24 protein-coding genes and 1 tRNA gene are annotated in these 24481 nt (G+C 51.9%); 4 read left to right on the top strand and 21 right to left on the bottom strand.

Annotated elements, in window-relative coordinates:
• Positions 1-32: 32 nt before the first annotated feature.
• The 9 genes from GFB57_RS05050 to GFB57_RS05010 all read right to left on the bottom strand — a co-directional run bounded on the left by GFB57_RS05050 (position 33) and on the right by GFB57_RS05010 (position 10106).
• Entirely contained in the window at positions 33-710 is a 678-nt protein-coding gene (locus GFB57_RS05050) for a D-lyxose/D-mannose family sugar isomerase (protein ID WP_003024020.1), read from the bottom strand.
• A gap of 49 nt (positions 711-759) precedes the next feature.
• Positions 760-1620, bottom strand: a complete 861-nt coding sequence (locus GFB57_RS05045) for a ketose-bisphosphate aldolase (protein WP_003024018.1) — start codon at positions 1618-1620, stop codon at positions 760-762.
• An 80-nt stretch (positions 1621-1700) separates the two neighbouring features.
• Positions 1701-2552, bottom strand: coding sequence for a class II fructose-bisphosphate aldolase (locus GFB57_RS05040; protein WP_290366940.1), 852 nt, complete (start codon positions 2550-2552; stop codon positions 1701-1703).
• Positions 2553-2563: 11 nt separating this feature from the next.
• A complete protein-coding gene (locus tag GFB57_RS05035; protein ID WP_003837581.1) occupies positions 2564-3655 on the bottom strand; it encodes a PTS fructose transporter subunit IIC in 1092 nt (363 codons plus the stop codon).
• A 26-nt stretch (positions 3656-3681) separates the two neighbouring features.
• Positions 3682-4002, bottom strand: coding sequence for a PTS fructose transporter subunit IIB (locus tag GFB57_RS05030; RefSeq protein ID WP_003024011.1), 321 nt, complete (start codon positions 4000-4002; stop codon positions 3682-3684).
• A 19-nt stretch (positions 4003-4021) separates the two neighbouring features.
• Complete coding sequence (locus GFB57_RS05025; protein ID WP_003024008.1) at positions 4022-4492, bottom strand: fructose PTS transporter subunit IIA; 471 nt, start codon at positions 4490-4492, stop codon at positions 4022-4024.
• 26 nt (positions 4493-4518) lie between these two features.
• The gene (locus GFB57_RS05020) at positions 4519-6072 is read right to left on the bottom strand and encodes a PRD domain-containing protein (protein WP_003024005.1); all 1554 of its coding nucleotides are present in this window, start codon (positions 6070-6072) and stop codon (positions 4519-4521) included.
• A gap of 322 nt (positions 6073-6394) precedes the next feature.
• On the bottom strand, positions 6395-8713 hold the full coding sequence (gene yicI, locus GFB57_RS05015; RefSeq protein WP_003024003.1) for an alpha-xylosidase: 2319 nt from the start codon (positions 8711-8713) through the stop codon (positions 6395-6397).
• A gap of 10 nt (positions 8714-8723) precedes the next feature.
• Positions 8724-10106 (bottom strand): glycoside-pentoside-hexuronide family transporter, encoded by a 1383-nt coding sequence (locus GFB57_RS05010; protein WP_003024001.1) that lies wholly within the window; start codon positions 10104-10106, stop codon positions 8724-8726.
• Positions 10107-10397: 291 nt separating this feature from the next.
• Here GFB57_RS05010 and GFB57_RS05005 point away from each other — a divergent pair.
• Together GFB57_RS05005 and GFB57_RS05000 are read left to right on the top strand one after the other, a co-directional pair.
• A tRNA-Sec gene (locus GFB57_RS05005) sits at positions 10398-10492 on the top strand.
• Between the two features lie 162 nt (positions 10493-10654).
• The gene (locus GFB57_RS05000) at positions 10655-11854 is read left to right on the top strand and encodes an integrase arm-type DNA-binding domain-containing protein (protein WP_055317506.1); all 1200 of its coding nucleotides are present in this window, start codon (positions 10655-10657) and stop codon (positions 11852-11854) included.
• Positions 11855-11890: 36 nt separating this feature from the next.
• Here GFB57_RS05000 and GFB57_RS04995 read toward each other — a convergent pair whose 3' ends face one another.
• The 6 genes from GFB57_RS04995 to nirA all read right to left on the bottom strand — a co-directional run bounded on the left by GFB57_RS04995 (position 11891) and on the right by nirA (position 17153).
• Positions 11891-12979, bottom strand: a complete 1089-nt coding sequence (locus GFB57_RS04995) for an XRE family transcriptional regulator (protein ID WP_055317507.1) — start codon at positions 12977-12979, stop codon at positions 11891-11893.
• Positions 12963-13589, bottom strand: a complete 627-nt coding sequence (locus tag GFB57_RS04990) for a hypothetical protein (protein ID WP_055317508.1) — start codon at positions 13587-13589, stop codon at positions 12963-12965. Before GFB57_RS04990 ends, GFB57_RS04995 begins: the two co-directional genes overlap by 17 nt.
• Before the next feature lie 135 nt (positions 13590-13724).
• On the bottom strand, positions 13725-14165 hold the full coding sequence (locus GFB57_RS04985) for a NirD/YgiW/YdeI family stress tolerance protein (RefSeq protein WP_139108051.1): 441 nt from the start codon (positions 14163-14165) through the stop codon (positions 13725-13727).
• 159 nt (positions 14166-14324) lie between these two features.
• Positions 14325-15467 carry a nickel/cobalt efflux protein RcnA gene (locus GFB57_RS04980; protein ID WP_061549926.1) on the bottom strand — a complete coding sequence of 381 codons (1143 nt, stop codon included), beginning with the start codon at positions 15465-15467 and terminating at the stop codon, positions 14325-14327.
• 12 nt (positions 15468-15479) lie between these two features.
• Complete coding sequence (locus tag GFB57_RS04975; protein WP_055317731.1) at positions 15480-15749, bottom strand: metal-sensing transcriptional repressor; 270 nt, start codon at positions 15747-15749, stop codon at positions 15480-15482.
• 105 nt (positions 15750-15854) lie between these two features.
• A complete protein-coding gene (nirA, locus tag GFB57_RS04970; protein ID WP_055317732.1) occupies positions 15855-17153 on the bottom strand; it encodes an MFS transporter in 1299 nt (432 codons plus the stop codon).
• A 274-nt stretch (positions 17154-17427) separates the two neighbouring features.
• Between nirA and GFB57_RS04965 the strand changes: the two genes are divergently transcribed.
• Together GFB57_RS04965 and chrA are read left to right on the top strand one after the other, a co-directional pair.
• A complete protein-coding gene (locus GFB57_RS04965; RefSeq protein ID WP_055317733.1) occupies positions 17428-18381 on the top strand; it encodes a chromate resistance protein ChrB domain-containing protein in 954 nt (317 codons plus the stop codon).
• A 39-nt stretch (positions 18382-18420) separates the two neighbouring features.
• Positions 18421-19854, top strand: coding sequence for a chromate efflux transporter (gene chrA, locus GFB57_RS04960; RefSeq protein WP_080479044.1), 1434 nt, complete (start codon positions 18421-18423; stop codon positions 19852-19854).
• Between the two features lie 223 nt (positions 19855-20077).
• On the opposite strand, the gene GFB57_RS04955 is transcribed toward chrA, so the two are convergent.
• From GFB57_RS04955 to GFB57_RS04930, 6 genes are all read right to left on the bottom strand, one after another.
• Entirely contained in the window at positions 20078-20836 is a 759-nt protein-coding gene (locus GFB57_RS04955) for a hypothetical protein (RefSeq protein ID WP_055317735.1), read from the bottom strand.
• A 53-nt stretch (positions 20837-20889) separates the two neighbouring features.
• A complete protein-coding gene (locus tag GFB57_RS04950) occupies positions 20890-21810 on the bottom strand; it encodes a hypothetical protein (RefSeq protein WP_055317736.1) in 921 nt (306 codons plus the stop codon).
• A 63-nt stretch (positions 21811-21873) separates the two neighbouring features.
• A complete protein-coding gene (locus tag GFB57_RS04945; protein ID WP_231865355.1) occupies positions 21874-22236 on the bottom strand; it encodes a hypothetical protein in 363 nt (120 codons plus the stop codon).
• Between the two features lie 150 nt (positions 22237-22386).
• Complete coding sequence (locus GFB57_RS04940; RefSeq protein ID WP_055317436.1) at positions 22387-23073, bottom strand: hypothetical protein; 687 nt, start codon at positions 23071-23073, stop codon at positions 22387-22389.
• A 13-nt stretch (positions 23074-23086) separates the two neighbouring features.
• The gene (locus tag GFB57_RS04935) at positions 23087-23824 is read right to left on the bottom strand and encodes a HupE/UreJ family protein (protein ID WP_055317437.1); all 738 of its coding nucleotides are present in this window, start codon (positions 23822-23824) and stop codon (positions 23087-23089) included.
• A 43-nt stretch (positions 23825-23867) separates the two neighbouring features.
• Positions 23868-24233, bottom strand: coding sequence for a hypothetical protein (locus GFB57_RS04930; protein WP_055317446.1), 366 nt, complete (start codon positions 24231-24233; stop codon positions 23868-23870).
• Positions 24234-24481: the final 248 nt, after the last annotated feature.

Here is a 24481-nt window from a genome sequence, read left to right as displayed (position 1 = left end):
GGTGGCGCTTCGCTTACCGGGCTTACTCACGCTCATAAACGAATATATTCACTGCACAACAGCCACTTCACCGGCTCATCCTCTTCAATCGCCGGGAAGCGACCGCCAGGTTCCAGAAAGTGGTTGTCATGCTGGTCGTCATTGACCATCGAGATTTCCCAGCCCAGCACGAACGCCTTCTCCGCCCAAAAGCGATGATACAAGCGCGGCGGCAGGCACACCCCCTGTCCCGGTTTCAATACCAGCGTCTCGCCAGCGTCAACGGTACGCCGCTGACCATCGACGCTAACTTCAACAATACGCCGTGCGTCATACCCGTCATCAGGCGCGGCCCATGCCAGCTGCATACATAAGTCACCGCCGCCGCGATTCACGATATCTTCCATTTTATGGCGATGAAAATGCCATGGCGTTTGCTGATCCTGCTGAATTTGCAGCATCTTTTCAGCATACGGTTTGGGATAACCCGCTGACCCTAGCTGGCCATTGCGCAACGTCAGTAACGTCAGTCCCGTTTGCGCAAAATCTCCACGCCCAAAGTCGGTAATATCCCAGCCCAGCTGGAGATCGCGCACTTCACGCCACAGAGATTGATCCTGTTGCCGCCAGGCATCGATCGTAAAATACGCAAAATCAGGCAGACAGACCCGAAAAGTCTCGGCGATGGCATGCGCTTTATCGACGGCATAATTAATATGTGAACGCTTCATTCCACTTTTCCTTGTTGCGAAAGAGGCGGGTCGCCCCGCCAGCATGCCGTTAGTAAAGTGATGCTTTGCCGGTTGAACCGAACAATTTCATTTTGTGGCGGATCACGTCCCGCGCGGCGCTAATGGCTTCTGGGTAGATTACGTTCGGGTCCCACCAGGTTTCTTTTGCCAGGATTTCGCGGACTTTCTGGAAGTAGGCATATTTCATATCGCTGGAAATGTTGATTTTGCCAACACCCAGCGTGACGGATTCGGCAATTTCCGCATCCGGGTTCGCGGAACCACCGTGCAGCACCAGCGGAATATCCACACGCCCGGCGATGTCGCGCAGGATATTCATTTGCAGCTCTGGCTGCATCCCTTTCGGGTAGATCCCGTGCGCGGTTCCAATCGCCACCGCCAGCGTGTCTGCACCGGTTCGGGCGATAAAATCCTCTGCCTGAGCAGGATCGGTATAAGTAACCTTCGACACGCCGCCTTCCACTGACGTCCCGGTCTGACCAATCGTACCCAACTCCCCTTCCACAGAAACACCTACCGCATGCGCCAGCTTGACCACTTCGCGGGTCAGCGCCACGTTCTCTTCATACGGCAGCAGCGAGCCATCAATCATCACCGAGGTAAACCCACACTGAATCGCCCGCAGCACATGCTCAACCGAAGCGCCGTGGTCCAGATGCAGAGTAAAGGGAACCGGGCTACGCAGAGTGATATCGCGGACATAGCTAAAAAACGCATCGCCGACAAAATCATGTTCACTGGGGTGAATAGAGATAATCGCCGGGGTATTGGTCGCTTCCGCTTCCTCCACTACTGCACGTACAAAGCAGCTGTCCGCCACGTTGAATGCGCCGATAGCAAAACCGTGCTGACGAGTAGGTTGCAGTAATTCTTTCATCGAAACTAACATGTTAATTCTCCAGTTTCAGGGTGTAGAAAGCCCTGCCAGTGCGTCATCGCAGAGGCATAGAAGGCGTTACAGAAAATGAATCAGGCTTTGCCGATAGCGCCGCTGGCCTGCAGGTACGGAATAATGGCTTCCTCGCAGGCCTGCTCCATCAGGGCCAGGGCATCAACGAGCTCACCGGATGTGTCACGACACAGGGTATGCAGTAGCGCAGCCTTTCCGGCTTCGAAAACCGCCGCACCAACGTTTATCTTGGCGACGCCAAACGTCGGGCAACGCTGTAGCTGATCAAACGGCGTCCCGCTGCCGCCATGCAGCGCCAGAGGTACAGTTGATAACCGGGCTATTTCCTCCAGCCGCAGGAAATCAATAGCAGGTGTGATACCCGGCGCGTACATGCCGTGTGCCGTACCCACCGACACCAACAGCAAATCGATCCCGGTCTGTTGGATAAAGGGTTCCACGTCGGCGGCCTGAGTCATCAAATCAGCGTTAGCGGCATGGTCATAGCGCGGAGCATCGGCCAGATGGCCCAGCTCGCCTTCCACGCACAGAGAAACGCTGGCTGCGAGCTCGACCACTGCCCGGGTCTGGCGAATGTTCTCCTCCAGCGCAAAGGCGGAGGCATCGATCATTAACCCGCTGAATCCGGCGCGAAAAGCCTGACGAATGCGTACAGGATCCTTTCCATGATCCAGCGCCAGCGCGACCGGTACTGAGGCTTCCTCTGCCAGCGTTTTGACAACCGCAGCCGCTATCGGGGCCGGAAAATGCTCCAGATGCCCCTGATACAGATTCAGAATGATGGGCGCACGGTGTTTCTCTGCCACCCGAACCGCCGCGCGGGCGCTTTCCAGGTTCATGCAGTTAATGGCCAGCAGCGCGTACTGCTCGCGCCAGGCTTTCGTCACCATGCTTTTCATATCGGCAAACATACGGCCTCCGGTTATTCCAGGGTGAAGGTGATCTCTTCGTCTTTCAGTTTTTGATCGCTGAGTTCATCAAACTCTTCGTCACGCTCGGTCACCGGTTTCTTCCACAGCGACAACATGACACCGCAAATCACTGTGCCGATCCCCAGCGCCAGGCAAAACAGCAGCGGATGCGTAAAGAGCGGAACCACAAACATGCCGCCGTGCGGTACCGGGCTTTCGACACCCCACACCATAATCAGGCCGCCCGCAATCGCCGAGGCCACCACGCAGGAGCCCACCACACGCAACAGGTCGCGCGCCGCAATCGGAATGACCCCTTCGGTAATCATGCAGATCCCCATCGGGAATGCGGCCTTCAGCGCCTCACGTTCCGCACGGGTGTACTTGTGACGCGTCAGCAGGAAAGAGAGCGTAATGCCGAACGGAGGGATCATCGAGCCAACAAACTTCACCGCTTCCGGACCGTACACACCGCTGACCAGCATGCCGTCAGCAAACAGCGACATGGTTTTATTCACCGGTCCGCCGAAGTCGAATGTCGCCATCGCACCGAGGATAGCGCCCATCAGAAAGCGGGATCCGCCCTGCATGGACTCCAGCAGATGAATCAACGCGTCCTGCAGCCAGGCTATCGGCTTGCCAATCAGCGTCATCATCAACAGGCCGCCAATGACGGTACTCAGTACCGGCAACACCATGATGGGCATCAGCCCCTGCATCGACTGTGGCAAACGGATATAGCGCTTAAGTAGCAGTACGGTATAACCGACCAGGAACCCGCCCAGCATCCCGCCGATAAAACCGGTATGAATTTCGCCGCAAACAAAGCCGACAATCAGGCCCGGCGCAAATCCGGGACGATCGGCAATGGAGTACGCAATCGCCGCACTGATCAGCGGTACGATTAACCCCATCCCCCAGCCGCCAATCTGGTTGAGCATCCAGGGTATGGTTCCTGTTTTTTCACCCACGTTAGTGCCGCCAAGTATTTGCCCGAGAGCAATACAGATCCCGGCGGCGACAATTAACGGGATCATCCACGAAATCCCCGTTAATAAATGTCTTTTTATTTCCTGAGATAGCGGAATTTTATTTTCACTCATGTGAAATCCCTCCAGAATGAGGATCGCTACTGGTTATTATTAACTAATGATTTTTCGACCTTTTCAAGAAACTGAATGGGCGATTTTATGACGATTTCGGTTTTCACTCGTACGATGCGTTTATTTGAAAATCGTTCCTCCCCTTTTATTTTGACATCAACAGCAAGAATTACGACATCAGCTGCAGAAATATCCTCTGTCAGCAGTTCGTTCTCCGTGCCGATAGTTCCCTGGGTTTCAACTCTTATATTATGACCAAGCGTTTTAGCACCTTTAATTAGCTTCTCACGGGCAATATAGGTGTGCGCAATACCCGCCGTACAGGCGGCAACACAAACAATATTCATAACATGCTCCACTTTTTATTTAGCAGACATTGGATTCAGCATATTGGCTAAAAAGCTCAATAATTTTCTGTGGACTGCTTTCGACTAACAGTTGTTCAATAATGTCGTCATCCGCCAACGCGCCGGCAACCTGCGAAAGTAGACGAATATGTGTAGTATTTTGATCCTCAAGGCGTACGGCAAACAGAATGATGCAGCGCACGTTGCTGCCATCCAGGGTTTCCCAGGGAATATCCTGGCGGGTACGCCCAATTGCCAGCGTGGTATTGACCACTGCCGAGGATTTCCCGTGCGGGATCGCAATATGATTTTCGAAGCCGGTCGAGCCTTCTGATTCACGCTGCCAGACATCCTGAATAAACGTTTCCCGACAGCTAATTGCCCCATCTTTCTGCAGAATATCCGTCAGTTCCTCAATAGCCTCCGTTTTGTTTGTGGCCTTCATGTCCAAAATAACGCGATTTGTATTGAGTATTTTCGTGATGTCCATCAATCATACCTCATGGAGTTCAGACATTAATTTTCGACGACCAGCGACGTCGCCCGATGTAATTTTTCCGTAATAACCGTTTCTGTTACCCGCTTAATATCTGCATCATTGAAAAAGGCGGTGACATACACGACCGGCATAGCAACGGCAGGTAAATTTATCGTCGATACCACCAGTTCAATATCGTCAGTCAGTACGGAGGGCAGGCTGCCTGCCGATACCACGCCGACGATAGTCCAGTCCGGAAAGGCGCGCAGAATACGGCTTTTGAGTAAGTGAGAGGTGCCAATACCGGTTGAGCAGACCAGCAGCACACGCTTACGCGCTATCTGCCGCTCCATTGCGGCTTGAAAATGCACGGTTAAATATCCCACCTCATCTTCCGACACGGGCCGCTCGCCCCAACCGCTAAACACCCGATTCACCGCGCACTGGGTCAGACGCCACACGTCCTGCAACTCGCCTTTAATATCCTCCAGCAGCGGATTACGAATGCGGATCTGGTAGTTCAGGCGGTTAATCAGCGGCTTAATGTGGATCAGCAATCCGTCATACAGCGCCGTGTCCTGGCTAAGATCGCTGTCGACCATCTCGGCAAAGGAGGCAATCAACCGATGGGTAATCAAACGCGCTTCGTCGCTAGAGTGCATATGGCCAATCACGCTCACGTCGTTATGCTCTTCAATTACCACGCCGGAAGAGATAATGTATTGATAAATAAACCAGACTTCGTCTTCCGGTAGCGGGTGGGCAATGCGTTTTTCAATATGTTGAATCATCCGGCTGGCAATGGAAAAAATATTCTCGTCACATGAGGTGATATTTTCATCTTTTCTCGGCAGCGCATTGCCCCGCGTGATGCGGTACATCATGATCAAAATATGGGTAAAGATATTGACGTAATAAGGCTCGCCCAAAGACCAGCACAGGTCGTTCTCCATTTCCTGCAATAACGTCTGGACAAATAAAACATCTTCTTCGCCAAAGTAATGCACTAAGGCTTTATAACTGCCCGGGTCAAGGCGTGAATAAACCACGTTACCGGGTTCATTATGGTTAATCACGCCGTTAATCAGCGACGCCATCGCCTGGCGTACACCGCTCTCGCTGCCTTCGATATGCGTGCCGCTCTGACTGCGAATCAACGACAGGCCCAGTGGGGTAATCCAGGATTCAATTACTTTTAGATCGTTAACAATCGATGCGCTACTAATGAAATAACGTTCGGATAATTTACTGATCGACGTTTCATGCGGCGTTTCGCTTAATAATTGCGAGGCTATCTTGACTCGCCGTGAATTATTCATCATGCCGTCAGTATCATCACCCTCCGATCCTAATAACTGGTCCATATATAAAAGGTCGGTAATATTATCGGAACTTAATATCACCCCAGCACCAGCACGTTTATCGATGGTTATTTTCCATTCTGATAACCATGGTTCCAGTAAGCGCAGATCGCGCTGCACAGTTTTCTCTGAAACAGATAAATACTCGGCAATTTTCAGCAGCGTGACATATTCCTTCTTAGACAGAAGAAACTTTAATAATCTGTTTTGTCGCGAGGTAATCATTTGCATTATTTACCCTTATTACATACCAGATTAAATATCTAAAGAAGCGCTTATGCTCCACGTGTAATCCGTGATGATAAATATAAGAGGACTACGATGCGCCAACAATACTAAATCGTGTCCAGTAATCCGGACAGAAATAAGACAAAAAGAGGAAATAGTGAGATATTTACGGCGCAGATCACATTTTTCGCGGGAATCAGAGTGATACCGCTCGCAAATATGCAGAGATAAAAATTTAATTCAGGATGTTTGGGATTTTCAGATCTGGAATGCTGCTCGCAGCGTGGGCCGGATAAAACGCATCCGGCACCACATCGACACATGCTTACAAGGTAATCGTCAGCTCACTGCCCTGTGGAGTAATAACTACACCCAGCTCGCTGCCCATATGCGACCCGCATTTAATGCCGCCAATTTTCTGAATATTACGCAGGCACAGCGTCCAGTTACGTGCCTCACCATTCCCTTTCACAGTGATGGTATTACCTACACGCGTCGCCTTCAGCGTGAAGATAACCGAGCCGTCCATCGCAGGTACTTCACACACCGCTTCCCGGCCATCTTGCAGATGGAACAGCTGGAACGCGGTTCCTTCGTGCCAGGCGTAGTCCGGCTTCTGGTCATTGCTGCCCAGCGCCAGCAGGGTGTTCTCACGCACGTAGACTGGCAGGCTCAGGAAGTCATGCTGCTGCTTATGCCAGCGGCTGCCAGACACCTCGTCGTTACGCCACAGATGCGTCCAGCGTCCTTCCGGCAGGTAGAACTGCACATCACCCGCCTCGCTAAACACCGGCGCAACCATCACGCTATCGCCCAGCATGTACTGGCGGTCGAGGTAATCACACGCCGGATCGTCCGGGAACTCCAGCATCATCGCGCGCATCATCGGTGTGCCTTGCTCATGGGCACGGGCCGCTTCGCGATACAGATACGGCATCATGCGGCATTTCTGCTCGGTGAAGTAGCGCACCACATCGCAGGATTCATTATCGTACGCCCACGGCACACGGTAGGATTTGCTCCCGTGCAGACGACTATGGCTGGAGAGCAGCCCGAACGCACACCAGCGCTTGTAGACGTGCGCCGGGGCGGTATTCTCAAAGCCGCCAATATCGTGACTCCAGAAGCCAAAGCCGGACAGACCAATGGACAACCCGCCGCGCAGGCTTTCCGCCATCGATTCATAGTTGGCATAGCAATCGCCGCCCCAATGCACCGGAAACTTCTGCGCGCCCACTGAAGCTGAACGGGCAAACAGGACAGCGTCTTCTTCACCGACGGTTTCTTTCAGCACGTTCCACACCAGTTTGTTGTAGATGTACGCATAATGGTTGTGCATTTTCTGTGGATCGGAACCGTCAAACCACTGCACATCCGTGGGAATGCGTTCGCCAAAGTCGGTTTTGAAGCAATCAACGCCGATATCCACCAGACCTTTCAGCTTGTTGGCATACCACTCACAGGCTTGCGGATTAGTGAAGTCATAAATCGCCAGGCCCGGCTGCCATTTATCCCATTGCCACAGGGAACCATCCGGTCGCTTGAGCAGATAGCCCTTCTCTTTCAGCTCGTTGAAAATCGGTGATTTTTGCCCGATGTACGGGTTGATCCACACGCACACCTTCAGCCCTTTCTCTTTCAGGCGGCGGATCATGCCTTCCGGGTCCGGGAAGGTCAGCGGGTCCCACTCAAAGTCGCACCACTGGAAGGCTTTCATCCAGAAGCAGTCGAAGTGAAAAACGTGCAGCGGCAGATTGCGCTCGGCCATGCCGTCGATAAAGCTGTTAACCGTCGCTTCATCGTAATTGGTGGTGAATGACGTGGTCAGCCACAGGCCGAACGACCAGGCGGGCGGCAGCGCGGGACGGCCAGTGAATTGGGTATAACGGTTCAACACGTCCTTCGGCGTTGGGCCGTCAATAACGAAGTATTCCAGATACTCGCTTTCCACGCTGAACTGCACTTTCGACACTTTCTCAGAGCCGATTTCAAACGACACGCACTGCGGATGATTCACCAGCACGCCGTAGCCGCGGTTGGTGAGATAAAACGGGATGTTCTTGTAAGATTGCTCGGTACTGGTGCCGCCGTCACGGTTCCAGGTTTCTACCGTTTGCCCGTTACGCACCAGCGCGGTAAAGCGTTCGCCCAGGCCGTATACCGTTTCCCCGACGCCGAGATCCAGGCGCTCAAACATATAGTTACGCCCGCTGTGAGTATCCTGCGCGTAGCCGTTGTTTTTCAGCTGACTGCCGGTAATACGCTCGCCATTACGCAGGAAATCCAGCGACCAGAATTCCCCTTTGGTTACGCGCACGCTCAGATTGCCGCTCTTCAGTTCGGCAAATTCGGCGGTGTTGTGCATCTCGACCTTCACATCCTGCAGCACATTTAGCGGGTAATGCGGACCGTTATCCAGCGCCCCCTGGAAATGCTCCATACGCACGCCCACCACGTCTTCCTGCGGCGAGAAGAGGCGCAGGGTAAACAATGGGGTATCCAGTTGCCAGGTACGTTCACGCACGTCTCGCGGCGCAACGTAGACAATCATCTCATTGCCCTGCTGTTCAACCTCGAACACCTGAAGCGGGTTAATCACGTTCAGACCGGGCTGAATCAGCCAGTTTCCATCGCTTATTTTCATCATCGGTTCCTTAGTTCTGTAATTCTTTCGTCGTAAAATCTTGCTGATTGCGACGCGCGCCCTGCGCCAGTTGGCTCATGATTTCAGTCAGATACGGCGTTTTCAGGGTATAGAAGCGTTTGGCAATCACGGCGCTCAGCAGGTAGCAAATAGCCGGGACAATGGTGAACAGCCCGATGATGATGCTAATGGTGGCGCCGTTCTGGGTTTTCGCTGCGGCGTCGTAGCCCCCACCTGCCAGCATCCAGCCAATCAGCGCCCCACCGAGCGCCAGACCCAGCTTGAGCACAAACAACGTGCCCGCAAAGCTGATCCCCGTCAGACGTTTACCGTTGCACCACTCGCCGTAATCAACGGTGTCGGACATCATCACCCACTGAATTGGCGTCACGAGCTGGTGCAGTACGCCAATCACGAAGATAAAGCCGAACATGGTGATGCTGGCGTGCATCGGTACAAAGAACATCGCCAGGCTCGCTACCGCCAGCGCGGCGTTGGTCCACCAAAAGATGCTGACTTTGCATTTCCAGTCGGTCAGCGGTTTTGCCAGCGCAGAGCCGATCAGGTTGCCGACGCAATAGGTGGTAAGGAAGGCGACAAACACCTCCGGTGTACCCAAAATCCAGGTGACGTAATACATCATCGCCCCGCCGCGAACGCAGACGGCCAGGATATTGAGGATGGTCAGCAAGCCGACAATGCGCCATTGGTCGTTTTGCCAGATGTCGCGCAGGTCTTCACGCATCGAGGTGGTGCTCGGCGGCGCTTCCACGCGTTCTTTGGTGGTGAAAAAGCAAAACGCCAGCATCAGGAACGCCACCACCGAGAGCACGGCAATCCCGCCCTGAAAGCCGAACGCTTTATCCTCGCCGCCAATCAGATCCACCAGCGGCATCATCAGCACGGTGGAGAGCATGCCGCCCGCCGTCGCCAGCACAAAGCGCCATGATTGCAGAGAGATACGCTGCGTGGGGTCATTGGTGATAACACCGCCCAGTGCGCAGTAGGGAATATTCACCACGGTGTAGAGCAGGGTCAGCAGCGTGTAGGTGATTGCGGCATAAATCATTTTGCCGTTCAGACTGAGATCTGGCGTACTGTAGGCCAGCACACACACCAGACCAAACGGTAGCGCGCCAAACAGCACCCACGGGCGGAATTTCCCCCAGCGCGAGCGGGTGCGGTCGGCCAGCAGCCCCATACAAGGGTCTGAGATGGCATCCAGCGCACGCGCCAGTAAGAACATGGTGCCGACAAATCCGGCCGGAATACCAAAAATATCGGTATAAAAGAACATCATATATAACATAACGTTATCGAAGATAATGTGGCTGGCAGCATCGCCCATTCCGTAGCCAATCTTCTCTTTAACAGACAGAATCTCACTTTTCATTACGCATCCTTGTTAGCACTTTCACACGCACTGATACCGGTTACAGTTCTTGTAAACCATCCCTGTGAGCGCGGGTATTCCGATATCTCGTTATCAAATTACGATTCTTGTTTTCTGTGATCGGGGTAGCGTCGAAAAAATGTGATGAAATGTAACTAACGGATTTATTGAGGATTTATATGAAACTGGTCATGGTATAGATAAACGGAAGTTAAAAAAGTGAGTGAGGGGGTGTGGAAACGTTTGGAAGTAGCTATAATGCGCCCCGCCTCCATGTAGCAATCGAGGCGCGGAAGATCGTCATCTCCGGTGAGGTGGCTGGACTTCAAATCCAGTTGGGGACGCCAGCGTTCCCGGGCAGGTTCGACTCCTGTGATCTTCCGCCAATTTGCCTCTCCTGAACTCCACTGTCTCAAGTAAATCCCCTATAATACCCGCAATTAATGCTGATTATGTTCTCCCGAGGTCAACTGTCTCTATCAGAATCAAGTGCATTCTGGGGGCATAATGGGGGGCATGATTTATAGCCCCATTTTGAGATGCCCCCAATGAAGCTAACAGTCCGACAAATCGACACAGCCAAGCCCAAAGAGAAGCCGTACAAGCTATCTGATGGGGGAGGCCTCTATCTTGAAGTAACCACCAACGGCTCTCGCTACTGGCGTTTAAAGTATCGCTATGCGGGCAAAGAAAAGCGCCTTGCCTTCGGCGTTTATCCTGAGGTTTCTCTCGCTCAAGCACGTGAAAAGCGTGAAGCGGCGAAGAAGCTACTATCTGCTGGAAGTGATCCAGGGGAGGTAAAGAAAGCTGAGAAAATCGCTCAGAAACTTAACTATGAAAATACCTTCGAAGCTATTGCCCGTGAATGGCACCAGCTGAGAGCGGATCGTTGGTCATTACGTTATCGCGATGAAATTATTGATACCTTTGAAAAGGATATTTTCCCCTACATCGGTAAGCGTCCCATAGCTGAAATTAAGCCCATGGAATTGCTTGAAACCCTTCGTCGTATGGAAAAGCGTGGTGCATTAGAAAAGATGCGCAAAGTCAGACAGCGCTGCGGTGAAGTATTCCGCCATGCAATCGTGACCGGGCGCGCTGAATACAATCCAGCACCCGATCTCGCTACAGCCCTTGCAACACCAAAGAAAACACATTTTCCTTTCCTGACTGCCGAAGAACTCCCTCACTTTCTTAAGGATCTTGCCGGGTACACTGGCAGCGTTATTACTAAGACTGCGACTCAAATCATTATGCTAACTGGGGTGCGAACTCAGGAATTACGTTTTGCCCGTTGGGAGGATATCAATTTTGAAAAGCGGCTCTGGGAAATCCCTGCTGAAGTGATGAAGATGAAACGGCCTCACATCGTTCCGATGTCGGATCAGGTTGTTGAACTCTTTGAGTCCCTGAAGCCTTTGACGGGGCTATATCCGCTTGTATTCGTCGGACGCAATGATCGTACGAAGCCGATCTCAAAGGAAAGCGTTAATCAGGTGATTGAGTTGTTGGGATACAAAGGAAGGCTGACAGGGCATGGTTTCCGCCACACGATGAGTACCATCTTGCATGAAGAAGGCTTTAACTCAGCGTGGATTGAAACACAGCTTGCGCATGTGGATAAGAACGCGATACGTGGGACATATAACCATGCGCAGTATTTGGAGGGGCGGAGAGAGATGATGCAGTGGTATGGTGATTACATTTTCAACACCCGTAACAAGGCTGATGTTGATTTAGCTAGCTGAATCAACAGCCTGAGAATAAATCCTCAGGCTTTTTTTTTAATTTACGAGACGTAAATGTAAGCCTTCAATGTTGAACCCATAAAGCTGTTTAACCTCAGAAGGATGAAGGCCAAAGACAGCAGATAACTCATTGTTATCGTAACCTAATTCGTCTTTTGCATGATCAATAATGGCTGTCAGTAGAGTAGGTTTTTCATCATTGATTGCTAATTTTACAGGTTCATCAATTTTGTATCTTTTTAATGACATTTGACGCCATATCCATTCGCTTTGGCCAGCAGTAATAGCGTTAAGGTGCTTGGCACGGAAGAAAAGGGCTGCCATAGATACACGCCAGAATGGTTTTAAAGCTGCAGCTTTCTCAATGTTGATATCTTTGAGATGCCCTAAAATTTCACCAGCGGGCATTAGTAGCTCTGCTGCAAAAGTATTAGCTTCATCTTCCATATTTGGGCTTGGTGCATTATGCATAACCAAGTGCCCAAGCTCATGAGCCAGAGTGAACCGGTAGCGATCCATCGGTTGATTTTTGTTAATGAATATCAAACGTGGAAGACCGGCAAGGCTGTAGCTCAAACCAGACAACCCCGTATCCTCCATGTCACAGTCCACTATGATAATTCCAGCTCTTTCAAGTACTTCAACCAGATTTCTTATAGGTCCTCGAGGTATATGCCAAGCCGTTCTGACATTACGTGCGACCTGTTCTATATTTCCTTCATATTCCTCAGGGTCATAGTAAGGAACAGAATATTCTGGTTCAAAATCAACAAATTGAAGAAGCTTTCTTATATGAGCAATTCTTACATTCACTTCTGAAACAAGTTTATCCAGCACTTTCATACCAACAGATGCTTTCTTGCGATACATCGGGCTGGCACTTATGGGCCCACCATAGACCCTCTCAGACATTGTGAAAAAAGCAATCGGACAAGATAATGCCTCAGCAATAATGCTGATTTGTTCCTCAGTAACTGGCTTCAAATTTTGTTCAATTTTTGAAAGCATACCTTGAGATATAGATGTGCGCTGAGCCAATTCTTTTTGGCTCAAGCCCAACATTTTTCGACGCAACTCAATCAACTCAGGGCGTATGGCTGCTGTTGGCTTAGTCTCCACGACCATTTTCTACCTTCGGCTCTTGCTTTCTTGCCCGCTTAGAACGAACGACCGTTTTAGCAACAGGTACTGTTGTTTCGGGCTGATTAACATCAACATCCAGCTCGGATTCGAAATCCGTAATGCTGTATACATTCTCGGCTGTAAGGTCTAAAGCCCAAGCCACATACTTTCCATTTCTTTGTGTAAGGACGATTTTATCAACTCCAACACCGTCGTCACTAAGAATATAGATTAACTCAAGCCGTATCAGCCCGCCAAAAAGCTCAACATCAGGGTTGTGAAAGTCCAGTGCTCGCTGAGTAGGGTAGTTAGATGAACGCATGCTTTTGTTACCCTTCTTAACACGCACAAAGTATCGATCACCAATTAGAAATCCTTCCTGATGTGGAACTTTGACGTACTTGATGCCATCAAGCTTTGAATCTTCAATCTCAGTTTTTAGATAAAAAAGTACATCATTTCTCAAAACAGATGCTCGTGCGCGCTTATCTACTAAGCGACGAGCTACATCGTTAGCTAACCAGGATTCCCATGCGTTGTTTATAACTGATGTGAAAGTGCGAAAGTATGGGTTGCACGCGATGTGAGCTTCTTCTTTTTCAATAAGCGCCATAAAAATTCCATGAATTATTTGTTGTGAAATGCTCTTTTAAGAATACATCTCAACCACAAAAACAACAACAAAATATTCATAAAAAAATTCCATAATATCTATGTCACTGAATTTAATTAAAATTATTATCTATCATCATGGTTTGCTAATTCTCTCTACTGAGATTGTTGCTGTACTGCTCAGATGGACAACTTGCCCACTCACTCGCACAAGATCTTGAGCATCGAAGTGCTGCCCGTTCCAGACTTTCTGCGGAATGCGAACTTTGATGGTGCCGGTTGGATCGCGGAAGGTGTACCACTCATCCTGCTGCTGGCTGATGACGTTGCCTTCCAGCGTTACCCACGCCCCTTCGTGCATTGACGAAACGGCCTGAATACGGCTTTGACCATTCTCCTGCTGAACTTTATGACCGGCGTACATGCGCTCAGTGGCAACGGGCTCTTTCTCTGCGGAGAAGCCCCCTTGCGCTGCCAGAGCAGGAATGGCGATGAATGAAGTGAGCAACATGCCGGTAATGTTGACGAACTGATGACGAATCTGACTGAAGTATTGTTTTTGCATAGCAGGTTCCATTTATGATTTTACATCCTCCCAGGGGGGATACTTCGATGATAAATGAGCGCCTGTGAAAGCTCAATTGCTATCCCCGGTAGGGGGATGAAAATGTGACGGGCTTCAGAGATAAAAAACCCACCGGTGGGTGGGTTCAGAGATGAGTCTTGTAAGGCGAAATCAGCGGGTCACGCCGATCCAGCCGTGATAACCCATGTAGATGCCAACCAGGGCAATCAGTACGCTTGAGAAGTACGGGGCCCGACGTGCCAGCGTATCCAGGCCGTTCCAGCGTTTTGTTGCCTGACGAACGCTGAACGCCGCAGCTGCGCCTACTGAAACCAGCGTAATTGCTAAACCGATGCTGAAACACAGTACCAGCGCGGCACCGAGCGTAAATTCTTTTACCTGAATGCAGAGCAGCAGGACGGTAATAGCTGCCGGGCAAGGAATGAGTCCGCCGGTCAGGCCGAACAGAATAATTTGCCCGGTTGTCACGCTGCGATTAGCAAAACGTTTTTTGATGTCGTTCGCATGCGCTTTCTCGTGAGCGTCCTGATACTCACGGGAATTAACATCCAGTCCCTCCAGCGCGGAGTGATCGTGGTCATGATCGTGGCCGTGTTCATGCTCGCGGAACTCCACATCATAATCGTGTACATGGCCGCGATGGCCCAAAGAGAGACGAACATCGAAGCTGTGCGGCTCCGGGATCGCCAGGGCCGATTCCATAAATCCGTCTTTTTCGACGAAATCAAAGACCTGTGAAAAGGTCCCTGTTCCCCGGTTGGTGACCAGAGAGATATCGCGGGCTTCCCATTTCCTGCCGCTGAGCGAGCGTAAGCGCCAGTGAGGCGGCTGGCCTTCCTCGAAAATAGAGAGTTCAACGCTGCCATGGCCCGTATCGATAATGCGGGTTTCGTCATGATCGTGATGACCGTGGCCGTGTTCCTCTTCCTGCTCCATCTTCCACAGCTTTTCGCCACGCCAGGTGCGCCAGAACATCCATGCTGCCGTGGCAAGAATGATGATGGCGGAAATCAGCTGGAACCAGGGTTCGGCAGACTCAGCGGTGAATTTCTTGCTGACATACATCCCACCCATGGCAATTAACCAGACAACAGATGTATGAGAAATTGTCGCCGCAAGGCCCAATAGCACAGCTTGTTTTACCGTACCCCGGATAGCCACAATAAAGGCAGCCATCATTGTTTTGGAATGCCCAGGCTCCAGTCCGTGAAGCGCACCCAGCAGAATAGCGCTAGGGATAAACAGCCAGGCATTCGCCACACCTTGCTGTAAAAGAGCAGAAAAATCAGTCATGTTTCGCTTGCCTTAAAGATACTTGGTTATCTCTTTAAATTCGCTAAGCGTACTTTCAGACCCGTGGTGGTCGGCATGAAGGGCATCCTCCAGGCAGTGATCCAGATGGTCATGAATTAAGGTACGCTTCGCATTCGTTATCGCCTTTTCCACAGCGTGCAGCTGCTGGGCGATATCCAGACACGCTTTTTCATCTTCGAGCATCTGGATGGTGCTTTTCAGGTGCCCTGCGGCACGCTTAAGTCTTTTAATAATGTCAGGGTGTGATGCGTGAACGGTCATGATTTATCCTCTCCAGGTGGAGGGGATAAGATAATGTGTATCAACGCCATGGTCACACTTTTTATCGGCTTATCCTCTCCTGCCTGATTGTCTGTTTTGCGGGAATTACTTCTCTTTCTTTGGCCATGACGGGTGTTCATCATCAATGACGAAATCATGCTCATGGGTCGATTCGTTGTGTGTTTCTGGATCGGTGTGGCTGTGAATCTGGGCATAAACTTCATGCTCAGGACGCCAAATCAGTACGGCGGTAACCAGCGACAGCGCGGCCACAATGGTCAGAGCGATGAATGAAGCCTGTGTTCCCCATGTTGCACCTACCCACCCTGCCAGCGGATACGTCACCAGCCAGCATGAATGCGACAGCGCGAACTGGGCAGCAAACAGTGCCGGTCTGTCTTCAGCCGTGGACGAGCGGCGCAGCAGGCGACCACTCGGTGTCTGAGAAAGCGAATAGCCCACGCCCAGCAGCGCCCAGAGCACAACCAGCGTGATGTAATCCTTGAGGAAAATGCCCAGCCCCAGGCCAACGACTAAAAGCACGGTACCGACAAGCATCGGCATGCGGTCACTCATTTTGTCGAGGAGTCTGGGGAGAATCAGCGCTGATACCATGGATCCGACACCGAAGAAGGCCAGCGCAATGGCGGTGGAGCGCTGCGAAAGACCAAAGTCCGCCTGAACCAGAACCACGGTGTTGACGATAACCATCGCACTCGCTGCGGCCACGGCCATGTTGAGAGCCAGCAGGCCACGCAGTCTTGGTGTTTTCAGGAAGATGCGCATGCCTCGCGTGGTTTTGTCATAGATGCTGCGGTTGACCGTCAGCGCTTTCATCTTCGGCAACGTCACAGAAACAACTAGAGCCGCTGAGGCGAGGAAGCCGACCGCCGTACCGGCAAACAAATTGTGGAAACTCATGACCGTCAGCAGCGCCGCCGCCAGCATCGGGCTGATTACGCTTTCCAGATCATAGGCCAGGCGTGACAGAGACAGCGCCCGGGTATATTCGCGTTCGTCAGGAAGAATATCCGGGATTGTCGCCTGGAAGGTTGGCGTGAAGGCCGCCGAGGCAGACTGAAGAATGAAGATCAGGATGTAGATTTCCCAGATCTGAGTGACAAACGGCAGCGCCATAGCCACGAGGGCGCGAACCAGATCCAGCGTTACCAGCATGGTGCGACGCGGGAATTTATCGGCAAAGGCCGCCGCTACCGGCGCAACCAGAATGTAGGCGCTCATCTTGATAGCCAGCGCGGTACCCAGAACCGCCCCGGCCCTGTCTCCGGCGAGATCGTAGGCTAACAGCCCCAGCGCAACGGTCGCCAGACCAGTGCCGATAAGGGCGATAACCTGTGCCATAAACAGGTGGCGGTAGGTACGATTAGAAAGAATATTGAGCATCAGGCAATCTCTTGGCTTAAATTCATATCCCCCTGGGGGGGATATTGAAAGCATAGAGGGAGCTGAAAAAAATGACAAGCTTTATCCTGGTGGGGGGGATTAAAAGAGACCTTCGTCAGCCATTAACCTTAGATTAAAAGCTCATAAAGACTTCATCTGCGAGCCCGCTCTATAATTATTCACTGTAAATATGTAGCGTATTCTTCATTATGTTATATATTCAACATAAATCCTCAAGCGTGAGGAAACATTAAACAGAGAGTAGTAAGTGAAAATGAAATACCTCCTTCTCATCCTGTCACTTCCGACAGAAAACTCCGCCGCCCGGATGCGGATCTGGCGCGCACTTAAAGCATCCGGAGCGGCAGTATTACGGGATGGTGTCTATCTGATGCCTAAAACAGAATCATGCAGGATGACTCTGGATGCTCAGGCAAAGGATGTCTGTGATGCTGGAGGGATGGCTTTGGTTCTTGATACTGAAGAGCCTGAAGGTTCCTGTTTCGCCAATCTTTTCGATCGTGGTGAAGATTTTGCGGTACTGCTTGTAGAGATCTCACGTGCACAGGGAGCCCTGACCGGGGGGAATGTCCAGGAAACTCTCAGACTGGTTCGCAAACTGCGAAAATCGTTTACCGGTCTTGCTGACATCGACTTCTTTCCGGGAGAGGCGCAGCGCCAGGCGGACAATTCACTCCAGGAACTGGAGCTGGCCTGCTCCCGGATATTATCACCTGATGAGCCACATATGGTGATCGGTACCATCCCGGAGTTACGCATAAGTGATTATCAACAGCGAGTTTGGGCAACGCGACGGCGTCCCTGGGTGGACAGACTGGCCTGTGCGTGGTTAATCCGGCGCTTTATTGATCCCCGGGCAACATTTATCTGGTTGGACAATCCGGCGGAATGTCCGGCCGGAGCTATCGGGTTTGACTTCGATGGGGCCACATTCAGTCATGTGGATAACAGGGTAACTTTTGAAGTGCTGCTGGCTGGTTTTTCTCTGGAACAGGAGGGGCTTTCACGTACCGGGATACTCGTGCATTACCTTGATGTCGGCGGTGCCCAGCCCCCGGAGGCTGCCGGGGTGGAAAGTATTCTGGCGGGATTACGTGAAACCTTCACCGACGATGAGCAACTGCTGAAGGCGGCCTGTCCCATTTTTGACAGCCTTCTGCTGACCTACAGCAAAAGCGCCTCCAGCGACGATAGGCCGGGTCATTAAGCCTCCGGTGTGGATCCATCAACACAGGTCATCATAGCCATGAACATCAATAACAGCAGTTCTTCAGACCCGGTATTTCCCTCTCAGCAAACACCGGCATATGAACGGCACGGAGTGTCTTTTCGCGAAGCGTTGCTGGTATGGCTGCGAGTTGCCGCTCTGAGTTTTGGCGGACCGGCAGGCCAGATCGCCGTGATGCACAGGATCCTGGTGGAAGAAAAAAACTGGATCAGTGAAACCCGTTTCCTGCACGCCCTCAACTACTGCACCCTTGTTCCTGGCCCGGAAGCACACAAGCTGGCCGTTTATATCGGCTGGTTACTGCATCGCACCCGGGGAGGGCTTGCTGCCGGGATATTATTTATTCTGCCTGGTCTGCTGGCTCTGGGGACACTGAGCTGGATTTATGCCAGCTATGGTCAGATTGGCATTGTTCAGGCACTTTTTTTCGGCCTCAAGGCTGCGGTACTTGCTGTAGTGCTGGAGGCCGTTATGCGAGTCGGTCGACGGGCACTGAAAAGCCAGGCTATGGTCGGTGTCGCTGTATTGTCATTCATCGCGATATTTGTGTTTGCTATTCCTTTTCCGTTCATTATTGCGGCAGCTGCGCTGATCGGATTTATCGGGAGTAAAACCGGGTTCAGTGCTTTTCAGCCCCGTTCAGGCCCTGGCGAGTCCGATGCAGTGGATGATTCAGGGGCAGCGATTGATGTCGCTTTTGCTCAGGAAATTCCCGAACACGTACGACCTTCACACAGGAGAGCCATTAAAGTGACGCTCCTTGGCTTACTGATATGGCTGGCGCCTCTGATGGGATTTGTCGTGACGATGGGCGTTGATAACGTTTATACCCATATTGCTATATTTTTCAGTAAGATGTCCGTACTCACGTTCGGCGGGGCTTACGCGATACTGTCTTATGTGGCGCAACAGGCTGTTGAACATTTTCACTGGCTTACCCCGGGGGAAATGTTAATCGGACTGGGGATGGCTGAGACCACTCCGGGCCCGCTGATTAGCGTTGTGCAGTTTGTAGGGTTTATGGCGGCATTCCGCGATCCAGGAGTAATCAGCCCGGTAGTGGCCGGGACGCTGGGCGGCATTTTAGCCAAATGGGTGACCTTTACTCCTTCGTTTCTGTTTATTTTTATCGGTGCACCCTATATTGAGGCATTGCGTAATAACAAGGCACTCAACGCCGTGCTGTCCACCATCACTGCTGCTGTCGTGGGGGTGATACTCAACCTTTCCGTCTGGTTTGCCCTGCATACGTTGTTCACGCAGGTCAGCGTCGTTCGCACCTTTGGCATGGTCCTGCAGGTACCGGTACTGTCCAGCCTGGATCCCTGGTCACTTGCGCTGTCGTGTGTTGCCATGCTGGCGCTGTTCCGTCTGAAGCTGGGAATGATGACGACACTGGCCGGGTGTTGCGCCGCCGGGATCGTGCTGCATTTACTCGGGACAGGGCCCTGAGTGCTATTTAGTCTGTTAACGATAAGGCAAGAGAAAAAACCTGTCAGGTCTTGCCTGTTAACGAAAACCATTCATGCCGGATACGCTGACTCTCGGCGCTCACTGGGCGTGTACATGACGTAAAAAAGCTTCAGGTATCCCAGCGTTATACCTGAAGCAGCATAAAGAGTGTCGAAGGTGTTATCGCCGCCTCCCTGCGCAGCCCCTCCTGACGAGAAAGGTGTTAACTCAGAAGTCCCAGGCAGGTTTTCAGGCTCAACCGGGTCGCCTCAACGTCGCTGTGGATGATGGTGCACCAGTCGTCACGGTTAGCCCGAATGTCTTCGAGCCAGCTGTTCAGGGCCTGATTGAACGCCATGGTCTTCTCGCGCTGCGGCCAGCTCATCTGGTTAGCGCTGTAAATGTCCTGCCCGGACTGCGGCATCTGTACAGTTTGCTGTGTCGACATCCGGGAAGTCACTGACCAGGTATCAGAGTTACCGTTCCAGGAAGACATCACAGGGAAGCCCGCACCGCGCAAAGCGATATCCCAGGTGGCATCAAACAGGAATGTTTTCCCGTTTAACTCAAAAATCACGGTGTCATGAAACCCCTGTGTTTGCGGCAAAATGGCCAGTATTTCCGAAGGAATGGGTAAATCAGCCCAGTCAAACTGCACCAGTTTTCGCCTTGCCGTAATACCACCGGCAACCAGCAGTCGTTCGGCCGCAGCGGCTTTATGACGACAATCGCCAAAACCCTGCTCAAACAGGCTCATGCTTTGGTCATTCCATGAACCGAGCTGATAGGGTATTCGCCTGACCAGTTCAAAAATGGCTCTCCGCAATTCCGTTGAGCCACTCTGAAGTCCGAGAGATTGCAAGATCCAGCCCGGTGTTATCGTCTCCTGAGCAGAGCGACGAGTGATTATTTTTTGCCATGTTTCACTGACTCTTTCCGCCAGAGAGGCTGCCAGGGTTTCCCCCGGCAGTAATGTTGTCATCAGCAATGCTCCTGTGGTGGTGAGGAAATGTCTACGCGTCAACATATCGGGCGTTACACCTCCACGCTGCGACGAAGCGCCGACATAACCAGTGATTCACAGACCACTTCTTCATCCTGAACCCGATTAACGCCAGGGAAGACCATCCGGCTCATCGGGGACGAACGGAGTCGGTGATAGCGGGCAATCGCGCCATTCATTCCCCCCATTTGTTTGCGTCTGACCAGCCGCAGCCCGTGTTCCCGGGCGACTTCATCCATCGCACTCGCCAGGACAGGGTCGTGATTGAAGATTAAGACACCATCCCCTTTCAGCAGTCGGGCTGCACTGCGAAGGAAAGCCGTGTAATCCTGCTCAAAGTAAGCCGCCGCCTGGGAATAGATAATATCGACCTCACCGGCCTGAACGCCCCGGTTCTCCAGGGCACACAGCCCGGCAGCCGTCACGTAAGGGTGTTCTGTCACCCCTTTTGGCAGCGATTCATGCCACGGCGTGAGATTGGTGAAGTGCAGGAATGCACTCTCCCCGAGCTGCTCCCTGAAGCCCTCAGCAAGCCCGGAAATTGTCGCCTGATGGCTGGCTGCTTCTTCTGCGCGAAAACCCGCCCAGGCAGCACCAATTTCCAGGAAGGTGACGGTGCCATTTTTGTGGTGAATGTTCTTCGCGTAGTGAACGATATCGAACCCAATTTCTCGCGCCAGGCGAAACGAGCCGCCGCTGGAGGTCCAGGGACCATCAAAGCCAAAGGCAAGGATCGCTTTGAGCATCGAGCCCGTTTCCTGATGCATCATTTTCAGGAACGGAATGACTTTACGCCGCGAAGGAACCGGAACGTTCGGACGCAATTTTTTGGCCTGAAGGTCGCGATTAACGCCCATGCACAGCGTCTGCCAGTGCAGGGGATCGATACGATAATTGAGTGCAGTGAAATTCCGCGCAATCTCGCGACGCGCCTGGATAGAGTCTTTATACATAGCCTCTCCGCTAAATCTGAAGTTGATTAAATCCGGGCAGCAAACAGCTGCCGGTAACAGCGATCAGATTTGGCGGGTGCTGGGAGGACGATAAATGATGTCCGTGGTCTTAACAGGGCTACGGAGATCGGCAAGCGGTAACCATCTGTCTGCTACAGGAGAGAGGGAGATCTCCACAGAGGGCGGCTGCCCAGGGGTTTCATGGAAATGGTCTGTCTGATGATGGCCAGCATGGCCAGACTGAGGGATGTCCGAATCGTGAGAGTGATCCTGCATTGTCAGGGTGACTTCTGCGTCGTGCAGATTCATCTCGTAGCCTGTCAGGCCGTTTGTACCGTGCGATGCAAACGTCCCCATCGACGACATCATCATGCCAAAGGCCATGATGACAATCATCAGAACATGACGGGGTGAACGCTTAAACATCAGGTACATCGCTGAATGCTTCTCTCAATGGACAATCACAACGGTTTAAAAAGATTAGCATCCCCCCGGGGAGGATGTAAGAGGCTGGAGTGTAAAGTCTTGTATTGCCGGGATGAATGAAATGGGCCCGCATCATGCGGGCCCGATTAATCAGATGACGCGCTTGATACTCATGTACTCCCCGTTGGTATCCAGCTGGATCGTGATCGTCTGCGAACCACGGTTTCGCCAGAACCAGCCGTGCTTCCCGTCAAAAGCGGCCTGCAACACACCATCCCCTGAGGTTATCTGCCGGTCCTTGCCATAGCCGTGGTAAAACCCTTTCGGCGCGTTAACCGGATCGCCGTGCGCATCGACGTTCACTGGGCCAGAGCTCATCCACTGGTAAGCCACCCGGGCATCCTTACGCATTTCCATCTTCACTTCTGCCGCTTCATTCGGCTTCAGTGTAATCAGCAGCTGATTGCGCTGAGTTCCTGCGGCTGGCGCTTCCGGCGCACGAGTTGTGGCCGGGACGCTCAGTTCCGGGTAGTTGTTTTGCGTGATTGTCGGCGGGTTGTCCGGCACAGGGCGTTCATTTACGGGTGCTGTTTGCTGTGCCAGTGGACTCGTACCCGCTTTATCAGCAGCCGCTTCCTCTGCCAGTTGCGTTTTGATTTCACCCATCTGTTTAAGGCCCAACAGACGGCCAACGCCCGTCGGATCAATACCGTACTCTGATGGCATCACGATGGTAATCAGCAGCGTAAGCGCCACAATGGCGGCAAGGATAGTCGACTGCATCAGCTTCATCGCAGAGGGCAGTTCTGCGCGGGTCGGTAAATCGGTGTTATACATTCTCTTTTCTCCCTCAGGCTAAAACGTAGCCACAAATCTGGTAACTCATTAACAGGAAACCGGCGCTCATCATCACAACGTTGGCGGTGTAGGCATGGCGGAAAAAGCTCGCCGTCTGCCGCCAGTAGCTCATGATGATGAGGATGGCGCTCAGCGCCAGCAGCTGGCCTATCTCAACCCCGACATTGAAGGCAATCAGGTTAACGAAAAGGCCATCGGAAGAAATTTCGAACTCCTTAATTTTGGTCGCCAGACCAAAGCCGTGGAAGAAGCCAAAAATGAGCGTCGCAAGCTTCGTGTTTGGCTGAAAACCAAACCAGCGCTGGAAAGCCCCAAGGTTATCAAGCGCTTTATAGACCACCGACAAACCGATAATGGCATCAATAAGATAAGCGCTGACGCTGATATCAAAGAACGTACCAATGAGCAGCGTCGTGGAGTGCCCGACAGCAAACAGGCTGACGTACAGCCCGATATCGCGCATTTTGTAGAGAAAGAAAATCACCCCAAACAGAAACAGCAGGTGATCGTAGCCGGTCACCATGTGCTTCGCGCCAAGGTAGATAAACGGGATGATGTTAATCCCGGTGATTTCCTGGATGTACCCTTTGTCGCCTTCCGCCACGCCGTGGGCAGACGCCCCCTGGCTGTAGAAAAGCAATAACAACAAGAAAAACAGACAAGCCGAACGTGCCTGAACTGAAAGCAGGCCACCGCTCAACCGGCCCTGCATATCAAGGCTGGTATTCATAAAAACCCTTACAAATTGAATAATAACGAATTAATGGAAGTTATTACGCAGTCAGGGATCTCGGAGGGCGTTCGGGTGTGGCCTGGGGCATCCGCAGGGTTTGTTCTGAACTCAGCGCGAACGTCACCCGCATGCCTGCGTTCCAGGCCTGCAAAGCAGTCAGCGTGAATAGTTTGTTCAGATCGTGGGAATGATCGGCGTTGAGGTGATGCACATTACCGTGCGAGTGGAACAACAGCGGATCGTGCTCATTTAGTGGTTCATCGCTATCGTGCTGATGGTCACTGATGGAGGTTGTATCCTGAACGTTGTACACAGCCTGTGGTTTTGCCATAAGCGAACTGCTCAGCACGGCAACAGCCATGATGATAAGCACGATTCTGGAAATGACTTCACGGCTGATAAACACAGTCAACGGCATCCTGATGATACAAGGTAATAACCTGCGTAATGTATCCGCTATGCCGGTTTGATTTCAATAGCTGTTTTGGGTTTGGATTTATCTGGAATGTTTCAATAATTCTGGCGTCCGCTTCTGACATGCAGTGGCAGATTGAGTGGTCTGCAGGTCTGCTGTGAGGGAGAAGCAGAAATTCATAATGTTTTACAGCCAGATGGCGGTTTCTCTAACTTCGCCTTTATCAATAAAGTGGGAGC

Origin of the sequence: Citrobacter sp. S39 (assembly GCF_009495675.1) — a bacterium.
Classification (GTDB): Bacteria; Pseudomonadota; Gammaproteobacteria; order Enterobacterales; family Enterobacteriaceae; genus Citrobacter; species Citrobacter freundii.
This window is presented reverse-complemented; position numbering and strand designations above follow the sequence as displayed.

Excerpts from the sequence above, each read along its gene's own strand:
- GFB57_RS05010 (WP_003024001.1), bottom strand. The coding sequence starts at position 10,106 with ATGAAAAGTGAGATTCTGTCTGTTAAAGAGAAGATTGGCTACGGAATG.
- GFB57_RS04995 (WP_055317507.1), bottom strand. The coding sequence starts at position 12,979 with ATGGTCGTGGAGACTAAGCCAACAGCAGCCATACGCCCTGAGTTGATT.
- GFB57_RS05040 (WP_290366940.1), bottom strand. The coding sequence starts at position 2,552 with ATGTTTGCCGATATGAAAAGCATGGTGACGAAAGCCTGGCGCGAGCAG.
- GFB57_RS04985 (WP_139108051.1), bottom strand. The coding sequence starts at position 14,165 with ATGGAACCTGCTATGCAAAAACAATACTTCAGTCAGATTCGTCATCAG.
- chrA (WP_080479044.1), top strand. The coding sequence starts at position 18,421 with ATGAACATCAATAACAGCAGTTCTTCAGACCCGGTATTTCCCTCTCAG.
- GFB57_RS04975 (WP_055317731.1), bottom strand. The coding sequence starts at position 15,749 with ATGACCGTTCACGCATCACACCCTGACATTATTAAAAGACTTAAGCGT.
- GFB57_RS05025 (WP_003024008.1), bottom strand. The coding sequence starts at position 4,492 with ATGGACATCACGAAAATACTCAATACAAATCGCGTTATTTTGGACATG.
- GFB57_RS04945 (WP_231865355.1), bottom strand. The coding sequence starts at position 22,236 with ATGTTTAAGCGTTCACCCCGTCATGTTCTGATGATTGTCATCATGGCC.
- GFB57_RS04950 (WP_055317736.1), bottom strand. The coding sequence starts at position 21,810 with ATGTATAAAGACTCTATCCAGGCGCGTCGCGAGATTGCGCGGAATTTC.
- GFB57_RS05035 (WP_003837581.1), bottom strand. The coding sequence starts at position 3,655 with ATGAGTGAAAATAAAATTCCGCTATCTCAGGAAATAAAAAGACATTTA.
- yicI (WP_003024003.1), bottom strand. The coding sequence starts at position 8,713 with ATGAAAATAAGCGATGGAAACTGGCTGATTCAGCCCGGTCTGAACGTG.
- GFB57_RS04965 (WP_055317733.1), top strand. The coding sequence starts at position 17,428 with ATGAAATACCTCCTTCTCATCCTGTCACTTCCGACAGAAAACTCCGCC.
- GFB57_RS04955 (WP_055317735.1), bottom strand. The coding sequence starts at position 20,836 with ATGACAACATTACTGCCGGGGGAAACCCTGGCAGCCTCTCTGGCGGAA.
- GFB57_RS05000 (WP_055317506.1), top strand. The coding sequence starts at position 10,655 with ATGAAGCTAACAGTCCGACAAATCGACACAGCCAAGCCCAAAGAGAAG.
- GFB57_RS05050 (WP_003024020.1), bottom strand. The coding sequence starts at position 710 with ATGAAGCGTTCACATATTAATTATGCCGTCGATAAAGCGCATGCCATC.
- GFB57_RS04990 (WP_055317508.1), bottom strand. The coding sequence starts at position 13,589 with ATGGCGCTTATTGAAAAAGAAGAAGCTCACATCGCGTGCAACCCATAC.
- GFB57_RS04940 (WP_055317436.1), bottom strand. The coding sequence starts at position 23,073 with ATGTATAACACCGATTTACCGACCCGCGCAGAACTGCCCTCTGCGATG.
- GFB57_RS04980 (WP_061549926.1), bottom strand. The coding sequence starts at position 15,467 with ATGACTGATTTTTCTGCTCTTTTACAGCAAGGTGTGGCGAATGCCTGG.
- GFB57_RS05020 (WP_003024005.1), bottom strand. The coding sequence starts at position 6,072 with ATGCAAATGATTACCTCGCGACAAAACAGATTATTAAAGTTTCTTCTG.
- GFB57_RS04935 (WP_055317437.1), bottom strand. The coding sequence starts at position 23,824 with ATGAATACCAGCCTTGATATGCAGGGCCGGTTGAGCGGTGGCCTGCTT.
- GFB57_RS05045 (WP_003024018.1), bottom strand. The coding sequence starts at position 1,620 with ATGTTAGTTTCGATGAAAGAATTACTGCAACCTACTCGTCAGCACGGT.
- GFB57_RS05030 (WP_003024011.1), bottom strand. The coding sequence starts at position 4,002 with ATGAATATTGTTTGTGTTGCCGCCTGTACGGCGGGTATTGCGCACACC.
- nirA (WP_055317732.1), bottom strand. The coding sequence starts at position 17,153 with ATGCTCAATATTCTTTCTAATCGTACCTACCGCCACCTGTTTATGGCA.